The organism is Pseudarthrobacter sp. 05T312 (assembly GCF_056396685.1).
The window spans coordinates 92,668-113,251 of sequence record NZ_JBFTLY010000006.1; the positions used below are offsets into that span (position 1 = coordinate 92,668).

At 68.2% G+C, this 20,584-nt stretch carries 18 protein-coding genes; 14 read left to right on the plus strand and 4 right to left on the minus strand.

What is annotated here, in order from left to right; genetic code table 11:
• Positions 1–22: 22 nt before the first annotated feature.
• The 3 genes from AC1DIP_RS10695 (at position 23) to AC1DIP_RS10705 (ending at position 4,487) form a co-directional block, all read left to right on the plus strand.
• On the plus strand, positions 23–2,317 hold the full coding sequence (locus tag AC1DIP_RS10695; RefSeq protein ID WP_477733710.1) for a family 78 glycoside hydrolase catalytic domain: 2,295 nt from the start codon (positions 23–25) through the stop codon (positions 2,315–2,317).
• A 128-nt stretch (positions 2,318–2,445) separates the two neighbouring features.
• Positions 2,446–2,910, plus strand: a complete 465-nt coding sequence (locus AC1DIP_RS10700) for a phage tail protein (RefSeq protein ID WP_477733711.1) — start codon at positions 2,446–2,448, stop codon at positions 2,908–2,910.
• Between the two features lie 89 nt (positions 2,911–2,999).
• Positions 3,000–4,487, plus strand: coding sequence for a glycoside hydrolase family 43 protein (locus AC1DIP_RS10705; protein ID WP_477733712.1), 1,488 nt, complete (start codon positions 3,000–3,002; stop codon positions 4,485–4,487).
• A gap of 4 nt (positions 4,488–4,491) precedes the next feature.
• Here the strand turns inward: AC1DIP_RS10705 and AC1DIP_RS10710 are convergent, their stop codons facing one another.
• Positions 4,492–4,875 (minus strand): CBU_0592 family membrane protein, encoded by a 384-nt coding sequence (locus AC1DIP_RS10710; protein WP_476208672.1) that lies wholly within the window; start codon positions 4,873–4,875, stop codon positions 4,492–4,494.
• 101 nt (positions 4,876–4,976) lie between these two features.
• Between AC1DIP_RS10710 and AC1DIP_RS10715 the strand changes: the two genes are divergently transcribed.
• Together AC1DIP_RS10715 and AC1DIP_RS10720 are read left to right on the plus strand one after the other, a co-directional pair.
• The gene (locus AC1DIP_RS10715) at positions 4,977–5,900 is read left to right on the plus strand and encodes a LysR substrate-binding domain-containing protein (RefSeq protein ID WP_476208673.1); all 924 of its coding nucleotides are present in this window, start codon (positions 4,977–4,979) and stop codon (positions 5,898–5,900) included.
• A 142-nt stretch (positions 5,901–6,042) separates the two neighbouring features.
• Positions 6,043–7,194, plus strand: a complete 1,152-nt coding sequence (locus AC1DIP_RS10720; RefSeq protein WP_477733713.1) for a cation:proton antiporter — start codon at positions 6,043–6,045, stop codon at positions 7,192–7,194.
• A 6-nt stretch (positions 7,195–7,200) separates the two neighbouring features.
• On the opposite strand, the gene AC1DIP_RS10725 is transcribed toward AC1DIP_RS10720, so the two are convergent.
• Positions 7,201–8,031 (minus strand): IclR family transcriptional regulator, encoded by an 831-nt coding sequence (locus tag AC1DIP_RS10725; RefSeq protein ID WP_477733714.1) that lies wholly within the window; start codon positions 8,029–8,031, stop codon positions 7,201–7,203.
• Positions 8,032–8,190: 159 nt separating this feature from the next.
• On the opposite strand from AC1DIP_RS10725, the gene AC1DIP_RS10730 reads away from it, so the two are divergent.
• From AC1DIP_RS10730 to AC1DIP_RS10740, 3 genes are read left to right on the plus strand one after another with little or no spacing between them, the layout of a single operon-like run.
• Complete coding sequence (locus AC1DIP_RS10730; RefSeq protein WP_477733715.1) at positions 8,191–10,902, plus strand: family 78 glycoside hydrolase catalytic domain; 2,712 nt, start codon at positions 8,191–8,193, stop codon at positions 10,900–10,902.
• Positions 10,899–11,888, plus strand: coding sequence for an alpha/beta hydrolase fold domain-containing protein (locus AC1DIP_RS10735; protein WP_477733716.1), 990 nt, complete (start codon positions 10,899–10,901; stop codon positions 11,886–11,888). Before AC1DIP_RS10730 ends, AC1DIP_RS10735 begins: the two co-directional genes overlap by 4 nt.
• On the plus strand, positions 11,885–12,850 hold the full coding sequence (locus AC1DIP_RS10740; RefSeq protein ID WP_477733717.1) for an alpha/beta hydrolase: 966 nt from the start codon (positions 11,885–11,887) through the stop codon (positions 12,848–12,850). Before AC1DIP_RS10735 ends, AC1DIP_RS10740 begins: the two co-directional genes overlap by 4 nt.
• Here the strand turns inward: AC1DIP_RS10740 and AC1DIP_RS10745 are convergent.
• Both AC1DIP_RS10745 and AC1DIP_RS10750 read right to left on the minus strand, forming a co-directional pair.
• Entirely contained in the window at positions 12,847–13,611 is a 765-nt protein-coding gene (locus tag AC1DIP_RS10745; protein ID WP_477733718.1) for a FadR/GntR family transcriptional regulator, read from the minus strand. The two genes, AC1DIP_RS10740 and AC1DIP_RS10745, sit on opposite strands and share 4 nt — an antisense overlap.
• Before the next feature lie 100 nt (positions 13,612–13,711).
• On the minus strand, positions 13,712–14,647 hold the full coding sequence (locus AC1DIP_RS10750; RefSeq protein ID WP_476208686.1) for a PaaX family transcriptional regulator C-terminal domain-containing protein: 936 nt from the start codon (positions 14,645–14,647) through the stop codon (positions 13,712–13,714).
• 170 nt (positions 14,648–14,817) lie between these two features.
• Between AC1DIP_RS10750 and AC1DIP_RS10755 the strand changes: the two genes are divergently transcribed.
• The 6 genes from AC1DIP_RS10755 to AC1DIP_RS10780 all read left to right on the plus strand — a co-directional run bounded on the left by AC1DIP_RS10755 (position 14,818) and on the right by AC1DIP_RS10780 (position 20,415).
• On the plus strand, positions 14,818–16,188 hold the full coding sequence (locus AC1DIP_RS10755) for an MFS transporter (RefSeq protein WP_476208688.1): 1,371 nt from the start codon (positions 14,818–14,820) through the stop codon (positions 16,186–16,188).
• Positions 16,189–16,218: 30 nt separating this feature from the next.
• A complete protein-coding gene (locus AC1DIP_RS10760) occupies positions 16,219–17,964 on the plus strand; it encodes a CocE/NonD family hydrolase (protein WP_476208690.1) in 1,746 nt (581 codons plus the stop codon).
• Positions 17,961–18,428, plus strand: a complete 468-nt coding sequence (locus AC1DIP_RS10765; protein ID WP_476208692.1) for a DUF3237 family protein — start codon at positions 17,961–17,963, stop codon at positions 18,426–18,428. Before AC1DIP_RS10760 ends, AC1DIP_RS10765 begins: the two co-directional genes overlap by 4 nt.
• 146 nt (positions 18,429–18,574) lie before the next feature.
• Entirely contained in the window at positions 18,575–18,895 is a 321-nt protein-coding gene (locus AC1DIP_RS10770; RefSeq protein ID WP_477733781.1) for an SAM-dependent methyltransferase, read from the plus strand.
• On the plus strand, positions 18,882–19,202 hold the full coding sequence (locus AC1DIP_RS10775; RefSeq protein ID WP_477733719.1) for a hypothetical protein: 321 nt from the start codon (positions 18,882–18,884) through the stop codon (positions 19,200–19,202). The genes AC1DIP_RS10770 and AC1DIP_RS10775 overlap by 14 nt, the downstream gene beginning before the upstream one ends.
• 346 nt (positions 19,203–19,548) lie before the next feature.
• Positions 19,549–20,415 (plus strand): AraC family transcriptional regulator, encoded by an 867-nt coding sequence (locus AC1DIP_RS10780; RefSeq protein ID WP_477733720.1) that lies wholly within the window; start codon positions 19,549–19,551, stop codon positions 20,413–20,415.
• Positions 20,416–20,584 lie beyond the last annotated feature (169 nt).

A 20,584-nucleotide genomic window follows, 5' to 3' on the forward strand; every position in this document is an offset into this window, starting at 1 on the left:
TTCAGAACGGATCACTTTCTCCATGATTTCCACCCCCTGGCATGCCGCCATGATCACGCCCGAAGAGGACTTCGACGGCGCCCCGCTGCTCCGCAGGGAGTTCACGCTCGACAAGGGGCACGGCGGGGTAGCCAAGGCGACCCTGCGCGCCACCGCCCTTGGCATCTACGAGGCCTCCATCAACGGCACACCCGTGGGCCCGGACGTCCTGGGCCCGGGCTGGAGCTCCTACGAGTGGCGCCTCCGCTACCGCAGCTATGACGTCACCTCGCTGGTGGGCCCCTCCACCGTGATCGGCATCGAACTGGGCAACGGCTGGTACCGCGGCCGGCTGGCCTGGCACGGTCTGTCCAACCTGTACGGCAGTGAACTGGGGTTCTTCGGGCAACTCGATATCGAGTTTGAGGACGGCTACGTGCAGACGGTCGCCTCGGACTCGTCCTGGCAGGCAGGGCCGTCCGCCACCACCGCCAATGACCTGTACGACGGGCAAACCATTGACGCCCGAAGGCTCCAGGCCGGCTGGGCGGAGCCAGGCTTCGCTCCCGGCAAGGACTGGACCGGCGTGCGGGAACTGGCGTTCGACGGCGGCCGGCTGGCCGAACCGGTGGGGCCGCCTGTGATGCGTGCCGCCGCGGTCCGTCCCGTAAAAGTCTTCACCTCACCTGCCGGGAGGACGCTGGTGGACTTCGGCCAGAACCTGGTGGGCTGGCTGCGGTTCACCGTGCAGGGCCAGGCAGGATCCGTCATCACTGTCCAGCACGCGGAGGTGCTGGAGAACGGCGAACTGGGCGTCCGCCCGCTGCGCTCGGCAAAGGCCACGGACACGTTCATCCTCTCCGGCGGCCGGGACACCTTCGAGCCCACCAAGACCTTCCACGGCTTCCGTTACGCCGAGGTCACCGGCTGGCCGGGAACCCTCACCGCAGATGATCTCAAGGCCGTGGTGGTCCACTCCGACCTGGAGCGGACCGGCACCTTCGAGTGCTCCAACGACCTCGTCAACCAGCTGCACCGCAACATCGTCTGGGGCCTGCGCGGGAACTTCCTGGACCTGCCCACCGACTGCCCGCAGCGCGACGAGCGGCTCGGCTGGACCGGCGACATCGCCGTGTTCGCCCCCACCGCCGCCTACCTGTACGACGTCAAGGGCTTCCTGCAGGACTGGCTGCTGGACCTCGCCGCCGAGCAGAAGGCCCAGGACGGCCTGGTGCCCATCACCGTGCCGGACGTCCTGAAGTACTGCCCGCAGCCGCCGGAATTCCCGACGCCCGAGTCCTCCGCACTGTGGAGCGAAGCCTCGGTGTGGGTGCCGTGGGCGCTGTGGGAGGCGTACGGGGACCTCGGCGTGCTGGAGGCACAGTACGAGTCCATGGCCGCGCACACCCGCCGCGTCGAAGGCCTGCTCTCACCGTCCGGGCTGTGGGATTCCGGCTTCCAGTTCGGCGACTGGCTGGACCCTGACGCCGCGCCGGACCAGCCGTGGGCAGCCAAGGCGGACACCGCCGTCGTGGCCACCGCCTGCATGTACCGCACCGCCCGGCTCACCGCGCAGACCGCCGGGCTCCTGGGAAAGCACGACGACGAAGCGCACTTCAACGCGCTCGCTGCCCGGGTGCGGAACGCCTTCGCCGACCACTACGTAGTGGCCGGCGGCGCCATCACCAGCGACTGCACCACCGTCTACGCCCTCGCCATCGCCTTCGATGTGCTCGAAACCCCGGAACTGCGCGAGTTCGCCGGCAACCGCCTGGCCGAACTGGTCCGGGACAACGGCTACCGGGTGTCCACCGGCTTCGCGGGGACGCCGTTCATTACGCACGCACTCACCGACACGGGGCATGTGGACGAGGCCTACCGGCTGCTGCTGGAGGAGGGCTGCCCGTCCTGGCTCTACCCCGTGACCATGGGCGCCACCACCGTGTGGGAACGCTGGGACTCCATGCTCCCGGACGGCACCATCAACCCCGGCGAAATGACCAGCTTCAACCACTACGCCCTGGGCGCGGTGGCGGACTGGATGCACAAGGCCATCGGCGGCATCCGGCCGGTGGAACCCGGTTATGCCCGCGTGCTCATCCAGCCGCAGCCGGGGGAGGGGATCAGCTGGGCCAGGACGTCCCTGAAGACCCCGCACGGCGAGGTCCGAGTGGCATGGACGTCCGACGACGGGGAGTTCCGGCTCGAGGCGACCGTCCCCGCCGGGGTGGCGGCCGACGTCGTGCTTCCGGACGGCGCGCGGCACACGGTTGAGGGCGGGGAGCACCACTTCGCCGGCGTGCCGGCACCTGCGCTCGATTACCAGGCAAGCCGCTGATAGGCCCACAGGCGATGGTCCACAGCCACGGCGGCATCCGGATCATGTGACGCGGGTCCTGTGGCGCCGGATGCAACAGGCGCGCTGATCTGCAACGATGTGCCTCAGGACCCAACTCAGGAGGACTCATGCCGTACCCCGTGGATTTCAAGAACGTCTCCACCACCGGTCTGGAAGCGTCGCCGGTAGCCGATGCGCTGGCCGGGCTGCGCGCCAACGAGGCGCGCTACTACAAGAACAAATACGACCACGACTTCACCGTCGCTCCGGCCGAAGACGACCCGGAGACGCTGCAGTACATCACCAACATCCTCTCCACGGAGCGGAACCTGGTGATCGCGTCCAAGCCCCTGGAAGTGTCCTCCTTCGAGGTGGACGGGCTGCGGATGGCCTACGTTTTCTACGAGTCAGGGCTGTCCATCAACGTCATGTACTCCGTTGAAGAAGGCGGCAAGCGGGCAGTGGGCTTCAAACTCTCCGACGGCATGGAGGTCCCGGAGGAACTGGCCGCCAGCTTCAAGTTCGCACGCCAGAAGTCCAAGCTCGCGGGCACCATCCGTGGCTCCTACTTCGTGATCAAGGGCCAGTACTAAGGCCGGGACCGGCCGCAGCACCGAAGAACGCCTTCCAACGATTGAAACCGGGCCCTGCCTGGGGCGGCGCTGGGCGGCACGATGGCGGGATGAACTCCAATCCCATCCTTTCGGGCTTCAACCCTGACCCGAGCATCGCCAGCACCCCGGACGGCTACTACCTGGTCACGTCGTCCTTTGAATACCTGCCGGGCCTGCCGGTTTACCACAGCCCGGACCTGGAACGCTGGGAGCTGGTGGGCCATGTGGCCACGCGGGAGGAACAGGTGGGGATTGCCGGCGTCCCCACGCCGGGAGGCGTCTGGGCGCCCACCCTCCGCTACCGGGACGGCGTTTTCTACCTGATCGTCTCGGTGTTCCTTGGAGGCCGCGGCTGCGTGGTGTTTACGGCCACCGATCCCGCCGGGCCATGGAGTGACGGCACCGTCATCGGCGCGGTGGACGGCATCGACCCGGATCTCGCCTGGGACGACGACGGGACCGCCTACGTGACGTTCGCCCGCCACCCTGACGCGATCCAGCAGGTGCGGGTGGACCTCGAAACCGGGGAAGCCCTCGAACAGCCGCGGGCACTGTGGTCCGGCAGTGGATTGTATTCACCCGAGGGGCCGCACCTGTACCGGCGCGGTGACTGGTGGTACCTGGTGGTGGCGGAGGGCGGAACGGACCGGGGGCATGCCGTGACGGTGGCCCGCTCGCGGCGCCCGGACGGCCCGTTCGAATCCGCGCCGCACAATCCCATCCTTACCGCCGCGGGAACCGGCTCGGCGGTCCAGAACACCGGGCACGCAGACCTCGTTGAACTGCCCGACGGCGGAACGGCCATGGTCCTGCTGGGTGTCCGCCCGCTGGGGCTGGCGAAGTCGTTCTCCCCCTTGGGCCGTGAAACATTCCTGGCTGCAGTGGACTGGGTGGACGGCTGGCCGCACGCGCGGCTTCCCCGTGTAACTGGAGCCCGGCCCGAGGAACGTGGGTATGACTTCAGCAACGGCGCCGGGCTGGAGGATCCGCAATGGGTCGGCGTGCGCCGGGTGCCGGCGGAGTTCTCCGCCCCCACCTCCAAGGGGCTCCTGCTCAGGGGCGAAGGCGGCACCATGGGTTCGCCACGGCCCTGTTTCCTGGCCCAGCGCCAGCGCCACCTCGGGATGGAATTCAGGGCCGTGGTTAACGTCGCGGCGGGCGCGGGCGGCATCGCCGTCCGGAACGCCGAGGACAACTGGTTCGGCATCGAAGCCGGCCAGGACGGCGAATGCGTCAGGATCACGGCGCGCGCCGTCGTCGCAGGCTTTGACCGCACCTGGGAAACAACCGTTCCGTCCGGAGACGTTGAACTCGCCATCGTTGCCAGCCCGCCGCCGTCGGACTTCACCGCCGGTGCCGTGGGCGGCGACAGGATCCGCCTCCTGGTCCGGTCCTCGGGGCCGGGCGGCAACCCGGACGATGAACTGCTCACCGAACTCGATGGCAGGCACTGGGCGTTCGAGACCGCCAAGGGCTTCACCGGCCGGGCCTTCGGCGTCTTCGCTGTGGACGGTGAGGTCCTGGTCCGGCAGCTTTCCTACCGCGGCAGGGACTGACCCGCTACGCGGCCACGGCGCCGGGCTGCGAGGCGTGTCCGGCCGGCGCCGTGCACGCCGCCCTCGCCGGATCCACGACGGCGAGCTGGCCGGTGGTGTCCGGGACGCCGGGAAGGTGGATGGCAGGGGCCTCGGCGCCGGCCTCCGTGCCCCGGGCGCCGCGCAGGCGGAGGAGCGAAACTGCGGAAATGAGGAGCCACGCGGCATTGGTGGCCACTGACGGCCACGCCTCGTGGAAGGCGCCGTTGAGGATGAAGGCGGCGGCGCCGAGCAGGTTTGCCCCCTGGAATGCCCGGCCGGCCTTCACCCACCCCATGGAGACCGACAGGAACGCAGTCAGAATCATGGCGGCGCCGGCCCAACCGGAGATTTCCCAAACGAGTTCCATTGGTGTCCTTTCGCAAATCGTTACCTAACGGCAATTCTGCGGGTCCGCAGGCGTGTAGTTCAATTGCATTCTTCTGCAGGCCTGGTTTAGAAATACTTAATATGGATATGGATCCGCGCAGGCTGCTCGTGCTTCTCGCTGTTGCCCGGACGGGCGGGGTGCTGGCCGCCGCCGATGAACTGCGCCTGACGCCCTCCGCGGTGTCCCAGCAAATCACCAAGCTGGAACGGGAAACCGGGCATGCACTGATGGTCCGCACCCCAAAGGGATCTGTGCTGACTCCTGCGGGGCTCGCCATGGCTGAAGCCGGCGAAGAAATCGAACGCGCCCTCAGCGTCGCCCGGACCCGGATGGAGAGCGGGGCCAACATCTCGGGTGTGGTTCGGCTGGGGGGCTTCACCAGCTTTGTCCGCACCGTGGTGATTCCCCGGCTGCCCGAATGGCGGAGCCAGTATCCGCAGCTCCGGATCCGCATCGTGGAGGATGACTTTCCCGCGCTGATGCGGCTGCTCCGGCAGCGCCAGCTCGACGCCGTCGTGGTGGAACACGACTCCACCACCGCCGGCCAGCTTTCACTCGGGGCAGGAATGATCGAGGAACCACTGCTGGACGAGCCCTGGAGGCTGGCGGTGCCCACCGGAGCGCTGCTTAGCACTGAGAGCGTGGACCTCGCCCGGCTGCCGCTTCCCTGGCTCGGGGTGGACTCCGCAGCCGCGAACTCCGCAGTGCTGGGGCGGCTGCGCCATTCAACGGGCGCCAGCATGGAGACTACGCACCAGTACCAAGAGACCCTGACGGCGCTGGCACTGGTCGCCGCCGGCGAAGGGGTCGCCATCCTGCCCACGCTGGCCCTGGCCGGCGTGGCGCACGAAGGGGTGGACATCCTTGACGTTCCCGGGCTGGGGACGCGGCGCATCGTCCTGCGGCGGTTCGACGGGCGCCGGCGTTCCAGCACCCCCATGGACACCGTTGCGCGGCTCCTGCGTGAATCAGCGGCGGCGTTCGACACGCGGTCGGCGTCCTGACCGGCCCTGATGCGCAGTCCGCGGTGCCGTTGACCCCCTGCAGGGGCATGGGTACTGTGGGCGCACAATCCGTCCGCGGCGCCGGCAGGCTGCCAAGGGCTGCGACGGCCAGTGGTCCGGGCGCGCCGGCAAAAGGAGGCAGGTGTCGTTCTTCCAGCTTTCGCTGATTGCCGCCGTCGCGCTCCTCGGGCCCCTCCTGGCGTTTCCCCGGAACTGGCACCTTCCCATGGTGCTGGGGCAGCTGCTCGCTGGCATCGCCATCGGCCGCACCGGACTGGGCCTGGTGGATTCCTCGGACCCGACGTTCACGTTCGTTGCCGACGTCGGATTCGCGCTCATCATGTTCGTCGCCGGAACGCATGTGCCGGTGCGGGACAAGGCCATCCGCCCCGCCCTGGGCGGCGGAGCCCTGCGGGCCGCCATCGCCGCGGTCCTCGCGGCCGGCGTCGGAATCCTCATTGCCTTCGCTTTCGGCACCGGGCACGCACCGCTCTACATGGTGCTGCTCGCCTCCTCCTCGGCGGCCCTTGTCCTGCCCATCGTCGACTCCCTGCAGCTGACGGGACCAAAGGTCCTCACGACGACGGCGCAGGTGGCGGTGGCGGACATCGCCTGCATCGTGGCGCTTCCGCTCGCGGTGGACCCGCCCAACGCACCGAGGGCTGCGATGGGGGCCGCCGCCGTCGCAGCCTGCTCCGTGGTGCTCTTCTTCGTACTGCGCTGGCTGGAGCGCAGCGGCACCCGCGGGCGGGTGCACGACGTGTCCGAGGAGCGGAAGTTCGCCCTGGAACTGCGCATCCAGCTGGCACTGCTCTTCGCATTGTCCGGGCTTGCCGTCGCAGGCCACGTGTCCGTCATGCTTGCCGGATTCTCCTTTGGGCTGGTGGTGGCGGCGGTGGGTGAACCCCGGCGCCTGGCGCACCAGCTCTTCGCGGTCAGCGACGGGTTCATGGGGCCGGTGTTCTTCGTGTGGCTGGGTGCATCGCTGGACCTGCGCGCGCTCGCCGTCACGCCAGGCATGGTGCTCCTCGGAGTCTGCCTCGGAGCGGGCACCCTGCTGGTCCACGGCAGCCTGCGCCTGCTGGGCCAGCCGCTGCCGCTCGCGGTGCTGTCCGCATCCCAACTGGGCGTGCCCGTTGCCGCTGCCACCATCGGCTCCCAGCTGGATCTGCTGGAACGGGGGGAAGCTTCGGCGTTGATCCTGGGCGCCCTTATCACCATCGGGGCAAGCGCCGCAGCCGGTTCACGGGCTGCCCGCACCTTCGCCCGGAACGCCCCGGCCCCGGCCAAATAGCCGGGTCTATCCCCGGGAGTGGGTCCACACCCCGGAGCTTGCCTGGGCCTGGAAGCCCATGTTGCGGGACACCGCGCGGGCCGCGGCACGGACCGCCGGGGCAAGGACGTTGGGCGGCGTGGCGCCGTCCGGAACCACAATCGACAGCGACGCCACCACGGCGCCCTGCGCATCGAAGATGGGTGAGGCCACGGACACTGTCCGTGACGGCACGGTCCGCCGGATCATGGCGATGCCGGTCCGCCGCACATCGGACAGGGTCCGGCGCAGCTGCCCCTCCGGCATTTCGGGCACGCCGGGCTCGTTCTCCGGCGGGCGTTTCAGGATGGTCTCCTGGAACTGCTGGTCCGCTCCGGCGAGCAGCACCAAACCGATGGCCGTCGACCGCAGCGGCGCCCGGCCACCCACCCGGTAGGCGACCTCGGTGGCGTCCTTCCCGGACAGCCGCTCAATCAGCACCGCCTGCTCGTTGTCCCGGACCGCCAGCAGGACGTGGTGCCGGGTGACCTCGAACAGGTCCTCAAGGTAGGGAAGCGCAATTTCCCGCACGCCGTGCCCGCGCGGAGACAGGGAGGCCACTTCCCACAGCCGGACCCCCACCACGTACCGGCCGTCGTCGAGTCTTTCCAACGCGCCCCACGCCACCAGCCGGGCGATCAGCCGCAGCGCCGTGGGTGCGGGCATGTCCGCGTGGCGGGCAAGCTCGGACAGTGTCAGTGCGCGGCGCCGGTCCGAGAAGACGGCGAGCAGGCTCAGCGCCCGGTCGATGACGGGCTCGCCCTGTTTGGGCCGCTTTCCGCGCGCAGGCGGGGTTTCCGTTTCCGGAGTAGCAGTCATGGCAGTGGTTCCTAGCGCCGTTGGCAGTTCCTGGGGCCCACGGGGAAGGCAGTGAGCTGAACCACAATACTATTCCAACCATTGAAAGAGCTGTGTGGAGGATCAGGGGATGGAAAGGAAGCTGGAACTCCCAGCAACCGCCTCCAGGAGTCCTGCCGCATGACCGCCCCCACCCGGCTTCGGGCCGAACACCTGCCTGAAGCCATGGGCTTGACCGTTACCGAACCCCGGCTCAGCTGGACGCCGCCCGCCGGCAGCACCACCCAGACGGCCTACCGGATCACCGCCAGCAACGGCTGGGACACAGGCAGGCAGGAATCAGCGGCGTGCACCACCCCGTATGCCGGCCCCGCGCTGGACTCCCGCAGCCGCTTCGAATGGCGCGTCCGCACCTGGAACACCGATGAAGCCGGCAACGAAACACCAACCGGCTGGTCCCGGCCCATGGCGATTGAACTGGGCCTCCTGCACACCTCGGACTGGACGGGGCAGTGGATCGGCGCCGACGAGCCGGAGCTCCCGGCGCCGGGGGAGCGCCCAGGCTACGCCTTCACCAAAACCTTTTTGCTTGGCACCGCTCCCGCAACGGCCCGCGCCTACGCCACCGCCCACGGCATCTACGAACTCTTCATCAACGGCCGCCGCGTGGGCGACCAGCAGCTCACTCCCGGCTCCACCAGCTACAACACCACGCTCCAGGTCCAGGCGTACGACGTCACGCCCCTGCTCGTCCAAGGTCCCAACACCGTCCGCGCCGTCCTCACCGACGGCTGGTACCGCGGCACCTTCGGCTACACCCGCGACGCCGGCATGTACGGCACCCGGACGGCGTTCCTTGCGCAGCTCGAGGTGGAGTCAGGGACCGGCACGCAGGTCATAGGCACCGACGGCTCGTGGCTGGTGTCCGTCACTGAGATCACCGGCGCCGACCTCATGGCGGGCCAGCGGGTTGACTTCCGGGCGCACGACGCCGGGAGCCCACCTCCTGGAGGCAGCGCGCCCGGGGTTCTTCCCGCCGTCGTCCGTCCGGGCAGCTTCGCTCAGCTGGCCGGCCCCTTGGCCCCTCCCACCCGCGTGACGCGGGAACTGGCGCCGGTGTCCATCACCCGGCTGCCCAACGGCCACCAGGTGGTGGACTTCGGCCAGAACATCCACGGCTGGGTCCGCGTGGGCAGGCTCGGGGAACCTGGCGGGACCGTCACGCTGGAGTACGGCGAGGCGCTTGGGCCGGACGGTGACGTCACCCGCGACCACCTCCGGCCGCACGATTTCCGCGCACCCGGGGCCTTCCGCGATGCCGGCCAGGTGGACACCGTCACTGCCTCCGGCGCCCCCGGCGAGGTCTTCGAGCCCCGGCACACCACCCACGGGTTCCAGTACGTCTCCGTCCAGGGCCTCGACACGGACCTGCAGCCGGAGGACATCACCGCCTGCCTGGTCCGGACGGACCTGGAACGCATCGGCACCTTCAACTGCAGCGACGAGCGGCTGAACAAGCTCCATGACATCGTGGAGTGGAGCTTCCTGGGGAACTCCTGCGAGGTCCCCACCGACTGTCCGCAGCGCGAGAAGGCCGGCTGGACCGGGGACTGGCAGCTGTTCGTCCCCACCGCCGCGTACCTGTACGACGTCACCGGCTTTACCCGCAAATGGCTCCGCGACGTCCGCGCCGACCAGTGGGAGAACGGCGTCATCGCCAACATCTCGCCGTCGCCCGGGCCGGCGGCCACCTCCGCCGAATTCATGGCCTTCACCAACGGCTCGGCCGGCTGGGGCGACGCGATCGTGATGGTGCCGTGGGAGATCTATCTCGCCACCGGGGACGCCGCCATCCTCGCCGAAAACTGGGAGGCGATGCAGCGCTGGCTGGGCTTCGTCCGGACCACCGCGGAAACCCGGCGGCATGCAGCGCGCGCAGCTGCCAGCCCTGTCCCGGCCGCGCACGAAAAGTACCTGTGGGACACGGGCTTCCACTTCGGCGAATGGATGGAGCCGGACGGCCCGGAACCGGACCTGTTTGCCGCCCGCACCGCGGACAACGGCACCGTGGCCACCGCCTACTACCGGCACACCACGGACCTGATGGCACGCATCGCCTCGGTCCTGGGGTTGGCCGGGGAAGCCGCCGCCCTGGCGGAACTCTCGGCGAACATCCGGAATGCCTGGGAGGCGGAGTATCTCAACGCCGCCGGACATGTCACCCACACCAGCCAGGCCAACTGCGTCCGTGCCCTCGCCTTCCACCTGGTGAGCCCGGACCACCGCGCCACCGTCACCGCCCAGCTGGTGGACCTGATCCGTGCCGCCGGCACCCACCTGGGCACCGGTTTCCTGGCCACGCCCTACCTGCTGCCCGTCCTGGCTGACAACGGGGAACTGGACCTCGCCTACGAACTGCTCATGCAGGACTCCGAGCCGTCGTGGCTGGCCATGGTGGACCGCGGCGCCACCACAGTATGGGAACTCTGGAACGGCATCGACGCAGACGGTATCCCGCACCAGTCGCTCAACCATTACAGCAAGGGCGCCGTGGTGTCCTTCCTGCACCGGTACACGGCCGGGCTTCGCCAGGCACCTGGGAGCGCCGGCTGGGACCGCATCGTCATCGAGCCCCGCCCCGGCGCCGGACTCACCGCCGCGTCCACCTCCCACCAGGGCCCGCACGGCCTGATCGACGTGCATTGGGCGGTGACGGAGGAAGACGCGGACGACGGCGGGCTGACGCTCACTGCGACGATCCCCGCCGGCACCACCGCCGAGGTGCTGCTGCCGGGCCGGCCGGCCGCCGTCGTCGGGCCCGGACACCATACTTTCCCGGCCGCACCCGGCGGGGACAGCACCCAACCTGAGCTGATGAGGAGCACACTATGACAGTGGACCGCGCCAACGACGTACTCGACCCTTCCCGCGATGTTTCCCGCCCGGGAGGCCGCACGGTTCCACCCTTCCCGGTCTACGATGCGCCCGGCACGCCCGAGCAGGTGGGTGACGATTCCCTGGTGCACCGCGAGGTGACGTACGCCCGTGCCCTCGGTTTCCGCCCGCTGAAGCTGGACATCTGGCTGCCCCGCAACACCGCCGGACCCACGCCACTGGTGCTGTGGGTGCACGGCGGCGCGTTCCAGCTGGGCGACCGGCGGGAACTGCCGCCCACGTTTGCGCCGGACTCCGTGTTCCGGCTGCTCAACCAGGCCGGCATCGCCTGCGCCACGGCCGACTACCGGCACTCCCTGGAAGCTCCCTTCCCGGCGCAGCTGCACGACCTCAAGGCCGCCGTCCGGTACCTCCGCGAATTCGCCGCCGGCCTCAACATCGACCCGGAACGGTTCGGGGCCTGGGGTGAATCCGCGGGCGGCCACCTGGTGGCGCTGCTGGGCCTGACCGGTAACCGCCCGGACCTGGAGGGCGGCCTCGGAGCGCAGGGGCACAGCAGCAGCGTCCGCGCCGTCGTCGACTTCTATGGCGTCTCCTCCCTGGCGGACATCCCGCCCATGCAGCGGCCGGACGGCCTGTTTCCGGACGCGTTGACGGCCGCCGTGCCGCCGGGCATGTCCCTGCAGCCCGAACACATGCTGGTGGGCGGCTCAGACGATCGGGACCTGCTGGCGGCAGCCAGCCCCGTCAGCTACGTCACCCCGGACGCTGCGCCGTTCCTGCTGGTCCACGGCGACAGTGACGGGCTGGTTCCGCATTCGCAGACCGAACTCCTGGCCGCGGCACTCGCGGATGCCGGCGTCGAACATGACGTGGTCACCATCAAAGGCGGCGACCATTGCTTCTTCGGCGCAGAGGACCAGATGGACACCATCCTGGCCACCGCCGTCGACTACTTCTCACGGAAGCTGGGCACACCATGACCCCCACCAAACGTGCAGACGCCGCCCCGGCCACCGGCACGGGGCACGACGGCCAGGCGCCTGACGCCGGGTTCGCGGAGTACCTGGCCAGGCCGGAAGGCCCGCAGTTCCTCAACCCGGACGCCGTGCGCTCGCCCGGACCCGACGTGCCCATCCGCATGGTGGCGGCGGACGGCCGGCACGGGCCGGTAGGCATCCGGATCTACGGCGAACCCGCCGCTGAGGGTAGCCCCGGCCTGGTGTGGCTGCACGGCGGCGGCTTCGTCAGCGGCAGCATTGACAGCCCCGAATCGGATTACCTGGCACGGGTGCTCGCTGCCCGGGGGACGCCGGTGTTGTCCGTCGACTACCGCCTGGCGCGCAATGGCGTGTCCTTTCCCGTTCCGCATGATGACACCCTTGCCGGGTGGTTCTGGGCGCGGAACAACGCCGGATCCCTGGGACTGGATCCGGACCTTCTCTGCCTGGGCGGGGCCGGCGCCGGGGGCAACCTCGCAGTCGGGGCCGCGCTGTACCTGGTGGACGCCGGCAAGCCGCTGCCCGCGAAACTCCTGCTGGCCTACCCGTTCCTGGACGCCGAACTCCCGGCGCCTGCCGGGGGACTGGACGATGAGGTCATGGCCGGGCTGCCGCGTCACCTGAGGTTTACGCTGGACGACTGCATCCGGACGGCGGAGAACTACGTGGGCGGCCCCGTCAGCATGGCACCGTCCTACGCGATGCCCGGCTACGCGGATCCTGCCGGGCTTCCGGCCGCCGCTTTGATTGCCTGCGAGTACGACGACGCCCGCGGCTCAACCGAGCAGTTTGCCTCGGCATTGGAGCGGGCAGGGGTTCCGGTGTCCTACTTCCTGGCCGAGGGCGCAGTGCACGGCCACCTCAACCACACGGCCGGGCTGCCGGAGGGGCAGGCGGCCTTGGACTTCCTGGCGGGCCAACTGGCGGCGGTGCGGCGGGCTTAGCCGCGGCCGGCGGGTCCGGGCCGCCCGGAGCTTTCGTCCTGGTGGCTGCTGGACCAGATGTCGCCCATTTCTTCGGTGGACTGCTCCACGATCCTGCTCATGGCCGCGAGCGCGGCACCTGGGTCGCGGTGCTGGATGGCACTGGCCACATCGACGTGCAGCTGGAGTGCCTCGTGGTCCGGGAGATGCGGCATCAGGCCGTGCTGCGTGCGCCCGGCCAGCACTTCCGCCACGAGGTTGTGCAGCTGCGAAAACATCAGGTTGCCGGAGGCGTGGAGGACTGCGGCGTGGAAGTCGATGTCGAGGCGCAGGAATTCGTCCTGGTCCGCGCGCTGTCCGGCCGCCCACAGGCGGGCAGCCATGGAGACAAGGTCGCTGGCTTCGTCCAGTGACGCGCGTTCAGCGGCCAGGCGGGCGGCCTGCGGTTCAATGGCGCCGCGCAATTCATTCAGGGCCTGCAGCTGCTCCAGCCGCTTGGCCGACGCCAGCCGCCACCGGATCACCTGCGGATCGTAGAGGTTCCAACTCGCCTCCGGCTGGACCACCGTGCCCAGGCGCCGGCGGGACTCGAGCATGCCCATGGACGAGAGGACGCGGGTGGCCTCCCGGATCACGGAACGGGACACCTTGTGCTGTGTTTCCAGTTCGTCCAGCCGCAGGATGGAGTTCGGTGCCAGGGTTCCCTCGGCAATGGCAAGCCCCAGGTTGTCGACCAGCGACGAATGCAGGTCGGGGGACAATGCCGCCTTTGGGATGGTCATGAATAAATCATATGGGGGCCTGGCAAGGCCCTGTATATGTCTGTCTTATATGTCTTAATCCACGGAATAGCGCAGATGTATAAAGGGTGGCAGGGAGGCTTCAGCCCTTGAGCACGAAGGGCCTGCTGTGCCCGGCAACCTCGGGCGCCAGCTTCGCAGCTTCCTCCTCCGCATAGGAACGGGCATCCTCAAGTAACGGGTTGTAGAGGGCGACGAGGATGCGGCGCGCCTCGAACAGGGGGAAATCAAGGGGCAGCAGCTCCGGGGGGAGCCCGGGGTCCTCCCAGGGGAACGCCCGCCAGGCGTCCATCACCTCGGTCCTCAGCCGAAAGGCCTCTTCCCCCGGGAGGCGTCCGCCGGCCAGGTCCTCGGCTTTGTGGCGGTAGGCGTTGATGAAGGGGGCGTACTGCCGGCGAACTTCGTCCAGGTCCCAGGCCTCGATCGGCGGACGCCCGCGCAGCCCTTCCCCGGCAGTGCGGAAGATGACGTAGTTTTCCACGCCCAGGTGCCGGCAGGAATCCTCCAGGTCGTCCGCGGTGTCCCACGCGGAAACCCACACCGCCCCATACAGGGGAGCGAACCCCAGCCATTTGAGCCGGCTCCGCAGCAGTTCGCGCAGTTCGCGCGAGCGCTCCGGAACACTGAAGGCAACCACGGTCCACATGCCATCCCAGGGCCGGTCCCCGGAGCCGAAGCCGCTGATCTGGCGCACCCCGATGTCCAGGCGGGCCCTCGCCTCCGGGGTGAACCTGTACCGGGAAGCACGCCCCGCACTCGACTGTTCCAGGACGGCGCGCCCTGCGAGCCGGCTGAGGGCTGTTGAGGCAGCGGACGAGCTGAGGCCCAGGGCCGCGGCCAGGGACACAATCAGCCGGGAGGGCAGCCAGCCGGTGTAGTCGCGCCAATAGTCCGCCAGCATCGTGACCACCAGGTGCTGCGACGCCGAACCCTTCAACGGGCGCGGGAAGTTGACTTCCTCGGCGGCAACACGGGGTTCGCTCGGCCCGCCAGGGGAAGGATGCGGCTCAGAAGTCACACCCCATCTTCGCAGGCGGACAAGGCGCAGCAAATTTACTTTGCACATTTATTGACGGTCGTCTTAAAAAGCGCATAACATTTAGCCCAGTGATCCGGCCCACATCCCGCGCCGGCACGCACAGTCCCCAGCAGGCGCCTGCTGAATCATCACTTTCCAGGAGATCCGCAATGACCGCAGGTCCCATTGGCCCGGTGACGCCGTTGTCCCCGAGTGCCACACCCGTTTCCACACCGGCGCAGGCAGGCGGCGCCAACGCCCGCCGCGCCGCCATGGCCAGCTTCATCGGAAGCACCCTTGAGTACTACGACTTCTTCATCTACGGATCAGCCTCAGCCCTGATCTTCAACAAGATCTTCTTCCCGGGCATCGACCCGTCACTGGGCATGGTGCTGTCCATGGCCACCATCGGTATCGGATATGTTGTGCGGCCCGTTGCCGCAGGCGTGATCGGACATTTTGGTGACCGCGTTGGCAGGCGGCAGATGCTGGTCCTGACGCTCGTCCTGATGGGCATCGCGACGTTCCTGATCGGCTGCCTGCCGCCGGCATCCGCCATTGGGGCGGCCGCGCCAGTCCTGCTTGTCTTCCTCAGGGCCGTGCAGGGGGCCTCGGCCGCCGGCGAATCCGTTGGCGCCGTGACCATGACCATGGAGCACGCCCCCAGCAACAAGCGCGCCTTCTATGCCAGCTGGGTCAATACCGGCGCCGTCGCCGGCATCATGCTCGCTTCCCTCGCTTTCCTGGCCGTATCACTCCTTCCTGAGCAGGAACTCCTGTCGTGGGGATGGCGGCTCCCGTTCCTTGCCAGCGTGCTGGTGGTCGGCATCGGCCTTTACATCCGCCTCCGCCTGCCCGAATCCGAAGTCTTCGAAGCCGCCAAGGAAACGGGAAGCCAGCCGGAACTGCCCATCAAGGTAGTGCTTCGCGACCACTGGGCAACCATCCTCAAGGTGATCCTGTTCGGCTTATGGAGCGTCGTCTCCTCGGTGTTTGCGGCTTTTGGCCTCGCCTACGCCGGGAAGCTCGGAGTTCCCGCGGCCGTGATGCTCACCGTCACCATCGTCACCGCGGCCCTTGGCATCGTCGTCCAGCCCTACGCCGGCATCCTCGCGGACCGGATCGGACGGAAACCGGTGTTCATAACAGGCAACATCATCTGTGCACTGGCAGCGTTCGCCTTCTTCTGGTCGATCAGCATCGCGTCGGTCCCGCTCATCTTTGCCACCGCGATCCTTTTCATGACGGTGGGCTACGGCATGGTCAATCCGCTGGGCCCGTCCATGACGGCGGAAATGTTTGAAACCAGGATCCGGTACACGGGGGCCGCCACCGCATCCCAGCTGGGCCTGGTGGTGACAGGCTTCGCGCCCGCCATTGCCGCGGGAATCGTTCAGCCCGGCCCCGTCGGCTGGCTTCCGGTGGCCATGTTTACCGCCGCATGCTGCCTCATTTCCGCCCTGGTGACAGCCGTGTGGGTCAAGGAAACATACCGTACCCGCACCGAAGACCTCGGCAGGCAGCCTGCCGCCACGGCCTAGGCACCCCCAACGCAAACGAAAGGCACGCACGTGCGCTACCCGGTCGTCGTCGACGGCGATATTGAAGCAACCATGACCGACGGAACCATCCTCCGGTCCACCGTCTACCGGCCGGACGCGCCGGGCGGCACCTTCCCGGTGCTGCTGACGCGGACTCCCTACGGGCGGGACCTGGCGGTCAACTCGGCCTACTTCAATCCCGTCACCGTTGCGGCGGCCGGGTACGTGGTGGTGATGCAGGACTGCCGCGGCAGGTTTGGCTCGGACGGCACCTTTGAGCCGTCCGTCAATGAAGCGTCCGACGGCGCCGCAACGGTCGAGTGGGCCGCGCACCTGCCGTGGTCCAACGGCACGGTTGGCATGTGGGGCCGGTCCTACTTCGCGGAAACCCAATGGCGGGCCGCCCGCCTGGCCCCTGCCGGGCTCAAGGCCCTGGCGCTCGGTGTCTCGGCGGGCGGCAACGCCAACAATGGTGCCCTGTACCGTGGCGGCGCGCACGAGCTCGGCAGCCGCCTCGCCTGGGGGCACGCCTCGATATCGCTTAACGAGCTCATGCGTGAGCATGGCGACGATCCCGAACGGCGCGGCAAGGAACTCCGGGAATGGCTTGCCCTGGATGCTGGATTCACCGATGGTTCCTGCTACGGGGTCCTGCCGCTGCGGGACCTGGAACCCCGGGTGGGGACCTTCCTCCGCAACCATGTGACGCCGTCCGCCGGCCAGGATCCGGGAAGCAGCTTCTGCCGGCTGTGGGATGCCGCGTCGGCCGAACCCGTGCCGCTGCCAACCCTCCATATCGGTGGATGGTTCGACATCTTCGCACCGAATACCCTGGACCAGTACCGCCGCCAGGCGGCCCTCAGCCGTACCCGCCGCGGCATCGAGCCCCGCCTCATCCTGGGGCCCTGGACGCACACCAACCTCTCCGGCGGCTACCCGGACATCCACTTCGGGGCGGCCGCTTCCGCCGGTGTTGTCGATGGCCATGGAGACCTTTCCTCCCTTCACACTGCATGGTTTGACGCCGTCCTCAAAGCGGATGAACAAGCACTGGCGGACGTCCCCAACGTGCTGGTCTATTTCCTGGGCGAGAACCGCTGGCGGGCCTTCGACGCGTTGCCGGAACCGTCTCGGCAACAGTCGTGGTTCCTTTCCGCCGGCGGCGAGCTGCTGGGCCACGCCCCGGATGACGGTGCCGTCGAGTACGCCTACGACCCCCTGGATCCGGTGCCCACCACGGGAGGGGCCACCATGCTGGCCGGCGCGTTTCCGGCCGGTCCGGCGCGGCAGGACGCGGTCGAGGCGCGCCCCGATGTGGCAGTCTTCACCTCCCGGCCGTTCGAGGAACAAACCACTATATTTGGCGCCGTGACCGCCACACTTTTCGCATCATCGAGCGCCGTGGACACGGACTGGGTGGTCCGGCTCTGCAGGGTGTCGGCAGACGGGGTCTCCCTGGGAATCGCCGACGGAATCGTCCGCGCGTCCTGGCGTGATGCCTATGCCGGAACCGGGCTTTTCTCGGAGGGGCATTCGCCGGCACCCATCGAGCCCGGCCGGATCTACGAGTACACCATCAGCCTCTGGGAGACAGCCCTGACCTTCGCCCCCGGGGAGCGGCTCCGGGTCCAGGTCACCTCCAGCTGCCATCCGCGCTGGGACCGGAACCTCAATACCGGCATGCTGGCCTATGAGTCGGGGGCGGCTGTCACCGCCAACCAGCGGATCCACGTGGGCGCCGCCTTCCCCAGCCGCCTGACGGTGGGGATCCTGTGAGGACGCCCGCCCCGCCGCCGCTGGAGTTCCTCGCCGAGCTCAGCGTCAACGTGCAGGCGCCCATCGACGCCGGGCCCGCCCCCACCGGCCACCGCCGGATTGTGCCGATCACCGGGGGTACCGTAACCGGGCCCTCGCTCACCGGCACAGTGCTGCCCGGGGGTGCCGACTTCCAGCTCCTGCACAGCCCGGAACTGACCGAGCTTGACGCCCGCTATATGGTCGAAACCAGTGACGGGGCATTGATCCACGTGCACAACAGTGCTTTGCGGCATGGCGCGGCGGCGGACATCGCCAGGCTCAACCGGGGCGAAGCCGTGGATCCGGCCGCCATTTACTTCCGGTGCTCCTTGCGGTTCTCCACGGCGTCCAAGGAATGGTCGTGGCTCAACCACGTGGTTGCCGTCGGCACCGGCGAGCGGTACCCGGACGCCGTGAGGATCGCCGTCTTCATCGTCCGCTGACGCCGTTACGGAGCCTTGTCGTCGCAAGGGCTTCCCGTTGAGCGTTGCGGCCGGCCGACCTCGCTGCTGTCGACGAATTCCATATCCGTGGACGGAGGGCCACGCTGGAAATCATCGAAGCACTCGGCCTTACCGCGGACTCCCATGTGCTTGATCTCGGCAGCGGATTGGGCGGCCCTGCCCGGACGCTCGCCGAGGTGACGGGGTGCACGGTGACAGGGGTGGACCTGGCACCGGAGTTCTGCCAGGTAGCGGCGGCGTTTTCGGAGTGGACAGGATTGTCCGGCCGCACCCGCTTCCACGTTGGGGACGCCACAGCCACCGGCCTTCCGGACGAGTCTTTGGATGCCGCAATGACCGTGCATGTGGGGATGAACATCCCGGAACAAGCACGCGCTGTATGCCGAGGCCTTCCGGGTCCTGCGGCCCGGCGGCAGGTTGGTGGTTTACGACGTGCTGCAGGGTGAAGGCGGCGAGGCGCATTACCCTGTGCCGTGGGCCGCCGACCCCTCAACGAGCTTTCCCGCGACCCTGGAGGACATGCGCCGTCTCCTCCCTTCGGCAGGTTTTGACGTCATCTCGGAGGTCGACTCCTCGGACGAAAGCCTTTCCTGGTTCCAGCGCATGCGTGCCAAAATCCAGCGGAAAGGGCCACCACCGGTGACCTTCGCGACCTTCCTTGGCGACAGCTTCGCGCAGATTACAGCCAACCAGGTGGACAACCTCGCAGAGCGGCGCATCCGGACCGTCATGTTCGTGTGCTCGCGGTCGTGATTATCGGGTCAGGCCCGGCGCCCAGGCCTCATAGGTTCCGGCGGCCCTAAGCCTCTACTCGCAGCCGTGTGCTGCAGGGCCTCAGCCTTTGTGTGGTGTCTCAAAACCCTAGGGATCCGAGGCAACTTTGTGTGTAGCGAATAGGGCACCTTCACCGGGCAGTTTTGCGGGCGGGGTATACGGGACACCCTGACCTGCGGCTTCACAAAGCCGCAGGCCAGCACCTGGTTGTCCCGATAGAGGACCGGCTTACGGACGGTCTGCAGTTAAGCGGCGATCGAATCGGACCGCAATAGTAGGGTGCGACGTGAACCAGACGGGCAGGCTTGTAGTCGAAGGGGGAACCGTGATCTCAGCGCTCAATCAACTCGTCGATTTCATCGACGGTCACCTCACTGAGGAGATCGATATTGATGACTTGGCTGTCAGTCTCGGCACAACGGAGTACCACCTCCGCCGAATGTTCTCGTCGCTGGCCGGTATGCCGCTCTCCGAGTACGTCCGCAGGCGCCGCATGACGATGGCTGCAACGGAGGTTCTCGAAAAGGGCGAGCTGCTGGCAATCGCAGTGCGGTATGGCTACGGCTCGACCGAGGCTTTCAGTCGGGCATTCCGATCAGTGCATGGCGTCGGCCCCGGCGACGTGCGCCGGGACGGAGGCCCCCTTCGCACGCAACCGCAGCTCAGGTTCCGCCTGACCGTAGAAGGGAACACCACAATGGACACTCGTATCGCAGATCGGCCGGCATTCCGACTCATCGGCCATTCGGCCCGCGTGGCGCTTATCTACCACGGCCCAAACCCGCAAATCCAGGCGCACATCGCCTCACTACCAGCAGCAGAGCACGCCCGGCTCAAGGAATTGAACAACACAGACCCCGCTGGCCTGCTCCAGGTGAGCGCCGACGTCGACCCGGACTACACGGAGGGCAGCGAGCTGACCTACCTCCATGGCGTCGCCGTCACCGAAACTACAACGGTGCCCGAGGAGCTCGACGCGATCGAGGTCCCCGCGGGCATCTGGGCGGTGTTCCACACCGAAGGGGCGTACCCGGCGGTTCTGCAGTCCGTCTGGGCCTCCACTGCCACCGATTGGTTCCCGTCCAACCCGTGGCGACTGCGCCCGGGCCCCTCGATCGTGGCAGTCCTTGATCGCGCCGCCGACTTCAGCACAGCGAGCTGCGAATTGTGGCTCCCAGTAGAACGCGCCTGACGGATCAGCCCGCCTGCAGGACAATGATCATGCCGGCGGGCGCACAACTTACTTTCCTACGGGATTCGGGTGCCCGGCGAAGGATCCTTTACCGCCCGCGGCACGCCCTTGCCGAGGCAACGTCGCTGAGCGAAGATCAGCGGAGAGAACCGGCAACCATCGCCGATTT

Excerpts from the sequence above, each read along its gene's own strand:
- AC1DIP_RS10745 (WP_477733718.1), bottom strand. The coding sequence starts at position 13,611 with ATGACCATCCCAAAGGCGGCATTGTCCCCCGACCTGCATTCGTCGCTG.
- AC1DIP_RS10725 (WP_477733714.1), bottom strand. The coding sequence starts at position 8,031 with ATGACTGCTACTCCGGAAACGGAAACCCCGCCTGCGCGCGGAAAGCGG.
- AC1DIP_RS10705 (WP_477733712.1), top strand. The coding sequence starts at position 3,000 with ATGAACTCCAATCCCATCCTTTCGGGCTTCAACCCTGACCCGAGCATC.
- AC1DIP_RS10715 (WP_476208673.1), top strand. The coding sequence starts at position 4,977 with ATGGATATGGATCCGCGCAGGCTGCTCGTGCTTCTCGCTGTTGCCCGG.
- AC1DIP_RS10695 (WP_477733710.1), top strand. The coding sequence starts at position 23 with ATGATTTCCACCCCCTGGCATGCCGCCATGATCACGCCCGAAGAGGAC.
- AC1DIP_RS10730 (WP_477733715.1), top strand. The coding sequence starts at position 8,191 with ATGACCGCCCCCACCCGGCTTCGGGCCGAACACCTGCCTGAAGCCATG.
- AC1DIP_RS10740 (WP_477733717.1), top strand. The coding sequence starts at position 11,885 with ATGACCCCCACCAAACGTGCAGACGCCGCCCCGGCCACCGGCACGGGG.
- AC1DIP_RS10710 (WP_476208672.1), bottom strand. The coding sequence starts at position 4,875 with ATGGAACTCGTTTGGGAAATCTCCGGTTGGGCCGGCGCCGCCATGATT.
- AC1DIP_RS10755 (WP_476208688.1), top strand. The coding sequence starts at position 14,818 with ATGACCGCAGGTCCCATTGGCCCGGTGACGCCGTTGTCCCCGAGTGCC.
- AC1DIP_RS10735 (WP_477733716.1), top strand. The coding sequence starts at position 10,899 with ATGACAGTGGACCGCGCCAACGACGTACTCGACCCTTCCCGCGATGTT.
- AC1DIP_RS10700 (WP_477733711.1), top strand. The coding sequence starts at position 2,446 with ATGCCGTACCCCGTGGATTTCAAGAACGTCTCCACCACCGGTCTGGAA.